The following is a 3,532-nucleotide window of genomic DNA, read 5'->3' on the forward strand; positions in this document are numbered from 1 at the left end:
GGAAAGGGAGTTCCGGGGGTTCGGGCCCCCCCCCTCTGACCCTCCCGGGGGGGACCCCGGTGGGCCCCGCCCCTGTGCGTCGCGCCCCCCGCTGCGCGCTCGCGGACCGGTCCGGGCGCCGCTGGCCGCCCGCGCCGACCTGCTCCCGTCGCTCCCCCAACGCACCGCACCCTCGAGAGGTTGTGCACCCTGGGGAGGATGTTTGCCGTCCCCGTCGCGACCACAGGCGGATGCCGGACCGCCCCCGGCACCGGTGGACTGGCGGGTATGACGGTGATCTCGCCCCTCGACCGGTCGCACGCCCGCGCTGCCGCCGTGCGCCGCGGCCCCGCCGTCCGGACGGCCGCGGGCCGCGCACCGGCCGCACTCCCGGCCGACCAGCCGCTCGACCCGGCCGTCGGCGTCGCGCTCGCGCTCGTCGGGGGCCTCCTGCTCGGGGTCGCGACCCAAGTGCTCCACGGCGTCCTGCCCGGCGCGTGGAGCACGATCGCCACGTCGGTCGCCGTGTGGAGCCTCGTCGGCGCGGGCCTCGGCTCGCGCGTGACCGGACGGTTCGCCCCGGGGATCGTCGGCGTCGTCACGCTGCTCGCGCTGACCGCCGGCCATGCCGCCGCCGCGTCGCTCCAGGGCGTCCCGCACAGCGCCGGGTACCTCGTCGTCTGGTCGCTCGGCGCGGTCGTCGGCGGCGTCGTCTTCGGCACCGCCGGCGCGTGGTGCCGCTTCGGAGGGACGCGCGAGCGCATCGCGGCCGCCGCCGTGCTGGGCGGGGTGCTCTGCTACGAGGGGCTCGTGCGGACGTTCGTCGTCGCGGACCAGGTGCCCGAGGGCCTCACGATGGTCGTGCTCGGCATCGGGGCGCCGCTGCTCGTCGGGCGCACGACGCGCGAGCGGGCGTACGCCGGCGTCGCGCTCGTGCCCGCGACGGCGCTCGGGCTGACCGCGTTCCTCCTGCTCGACCTGCTCCCCGTCTGAGCCCCGACCCGGCTCAGGCGGGAGCGCCGCGCCAGCCCAGCAGCAGCACGCACACGTCGTCCCGCCCCCGCTCGTCGCGCAGCTGCCGCTGGACGAGCGCCGGGACCGCGACACCCGGGAGCTCGTCGCGCAGGCTCGCCGCCGCGACCGCGAGTCCTTCGAGGCTCTCCTCCAGCGGGCGGTGGCGTCGCTCGACCAGACCGTCGGTGTACAGCAGCAGCCGGTCCCCCGGCGCGAGCTCGAACGTTCCCTCACGACGCTCGCGCCCCGGGATGCGCACGCCCAGCGGCGCCGAGCGCCCGCCCCACAGCAGCTCCGTGCCGCCGCCCGCACGCACGAGCAGCGGCGGGAGGTGACCCGCGCACACGTACCGCGCGCGCCCCGTCGCGAGCTCGACCTCGACGTACGCCATCGTCGCCATGGCCGCGGCGTGCACCTGGTCCACGAAGCGGTCGAGCCGCTGCACGAGGCGTACTGGCCCGACGCCCGGACCGGCGACCGCGCGGATCGCCGAGCGGACCTGACCCATCGCGCTGGCCGCCCCGAGGCCGCGCCCGACGACGTCGCCCACCACGACCGAGAGCACCCCGTCCTCGGCGAGGAACGCGTCGTGCCAGTCCCCGCCGACGTCGAGCGCCTCGACGCCCGGCCGGTAGGCGCTCGTCACCTCGAACCGCGGGTCGACCGGCGGGTCGGCGGCGAGCAGCGAGTGCTGGAGCTCGTGCGCGACACTCGCGCTGTGCTCGTAGAGCTCCGCGCGGTGCAGCGCGAGCCCCGCCTGCTCCCCGAGCGCCGTGACGACCTCGAGCGCGGGCGGCTCGGCCCCCGGGTCGTCGCGCGGGACGACCACGAGCGCGCCCTGCGGGCCGGCCTGGCCGTGCAGCGGGACGACGACGCGGTCACCGTCGAGGACCGCGTGCCGCTGCCCGAGCACCGCTTCCGCCGGCGGGCCACCCACCTCGTCGACCCGCTCCCCGAGCGACCCGTGCAGCCGCAGCGCCCCGGAGGCGTCGGCGAGCCACAGCGTCGCCGCGCGGGCACCGAGGTCCCGGACGGCTGCGTCCAGCACCGCGTGCGCGACGCCCCGGACGCCCGTCGCTCGCGAGAGCCGCGACGTCGCCCGCTGCAGCACGCGCACCTGCGCCGCCGAGCGGTCCGCCTCCCGGCGCGCCGCGAGCAGCTCACGCTCGTACCGGGAGCGCTCGCGCGCGCTCGACAACGCCACGTGCACCCGGTCGCGACCGTCGGTGCGCCGGACCGTCGCGGTGAGCAGCACGGGCATCCGCCCCGTGGGCGTGCGCAGCTCGAGCGCGACCTCGTCGGCCCGCCCGTCGACGTGCAGCATCGGCGCGAGGTGGGTCTCCCAGTAGATCCGGCCACCGGCCGACAGCAGCCCGCTCAGGCGAACGCGCCCGACGACGTCCGCGTGGGTGCGACCGACCCAGTGCAGGAACGTGTCGTTCGCGTCGAGGACGGTGCCGTCCGTGTCGAGCACGAGCAGGCCCGCCGGCGACCACCGCCACGCCTCCGCCGGACCGACCGTCATGCCGCGAGGTACTCCCGCATCGCGGCCACGAGCTCGTCGGGGGCGCTGAGGTTCGGGCAGTGCCCGACGGCGTCGAGCAGCACGTACTCGCTGCGCGGCAGGTGGTCTCGCACGTACTCCCCGACCGCGACCGGGGCGATCGCGTCCTCGCGGCACTGCACGACGAGCGCGGGGACGGTGCAGCGCGGCAGGTCGGCGCGGTTGTCCGAGAGGAACGTCGTCCGCGCGAACGCCCGCGCGATCGCCGGGTCCGTGCGGCAGAAGCTGCTCGTGAGCTCCTCACCGAGCTCCGGACGGTCCGGGCGACCCATGACGACGGGCGCGATGAACGCCGACCAGCCGAGGTAGTTGTCGTCCATCGTGTCGAGCAGCTCGTCGATCTCGTCCTGCGTGAAACCACCCGTGTACCCGGCGTCGTCGACGTACCGGGGGCTGGGCCCCACGAGCACGAGCCGGTCCACGAGGTCGGGCCGCGCGACCGCGGCGAGCACGCCGATCATCGCGCTGACCGAGTGACCGACGATCACGGCCGGGCCGGCGTGCAGGGCCTCGACCACCTCGAGGACGTCACGCGCGTAGCCGTCGAGGCGTCCGTGCCGCGCCGGGTCGTACGCCGAGGCGTCGGAGCCGCCCGCGCCGACATGGTCCATGAGCACGACCCGGTGGGTCGCCTCGAACGCCGGGACGACGTACCGCCACATCCCCTGGTCGCACCCGAATCCGTGCACGAGAAGCAGGAGCGGGCCGTCGGCACGGCCGCGCACCTCCACGTTGTTGCGCCTCAGGACGTCCACCGCGACAGGGTACGTGCGGCTCCCGGAGGTCGCACGGGCCTACCCGGCGGACCGCGTGTCGCGCCTCTGCCGTCGGCCCGGCCGACCGTGGGAGCCGGGCCCCCACGTCGCGACGGTGGGGGGGGGGGGGCGGGGGTGGGGGGCGGGCGCGGGCTCCGCTTGTTTTCGCGGCTGCGGGGGTGGGGTGAGTGGTGGGTTGGTGGCTTTGGTGGCTTTTCAG

Annotated in this window: 3 protein-coding genes; 1 reads left to right on the forward strand and 2 read right to left on the reverse strand. The window is 76.5% G+C overall.

The genetic code is table 11. The annotated features are described in order from the left end of the window. The first annotated feature begins 267 nt into the window (after positions 1-267). A complete protein-coding gene (locus tag ACWFNE_RS09010) occupies positions 268-972 on the forward strand; it encodes a DUF6518 family protein (protein ID WP_452122082.1) in 705 nt (234 codons plus the stop codon). Positions 973-985: 13 nt separating this feature from the next. Here the strand turns inward: ACWFNE_RS09010 and ACWFNE_RS09015 are convergent, their stop codons facing one another. Next, positions 986-2,518 carry a SpoIIE family protein phosphatase gene (locus ACWFNE_RS09015; protein WP_452122083.1) on the reverse strand — a complete coding sequence of 511 codons (1,533 nt, stop codon included), beginning with the start codon at positions 2,516-2,518 and terminating at the stop codon, positions 986-988. Then, positions 2,515-3,312 carry an alpha/beta fold hydrolase gene (locus tag ACWFNE_RS09020; protein ID WP_452122084.1) on the reverse strand — a complete coding sequence of 266 codons (798 nt, stop codon included), beginning with the start codon at positions 3,310-3,312 and terminating at the stop codon, positions 2,515-2,517. Before ACWFNE_RS09020 ends, ACWFNE_RS09015 begins: the two co-directional genes overlap by 4 nt. Positions 3,313-3,532: the final 220 nt, after the last annotated feature.

Source organism: Cellulomonas sp. NPDC055163 (genome assembly GCF_053607065.1).

Coding starts and splice junctions, on each gene's coding strand:
- ACWFNE_RS09010 (WP_452122082.1), top strand. CDS start 268: ATGACGGTGATCTCGCCCCTCGACCGGTCGCACGCCCGCGCTGCCGCC.
- ACWFNE_RS09015 (WP_452122083.1), bottom strand. CDS start 2,518: ATGACGGTCGGTCCGGCGGAGGCGTGGCGGTGGTCGCCGGCGGGCCTG.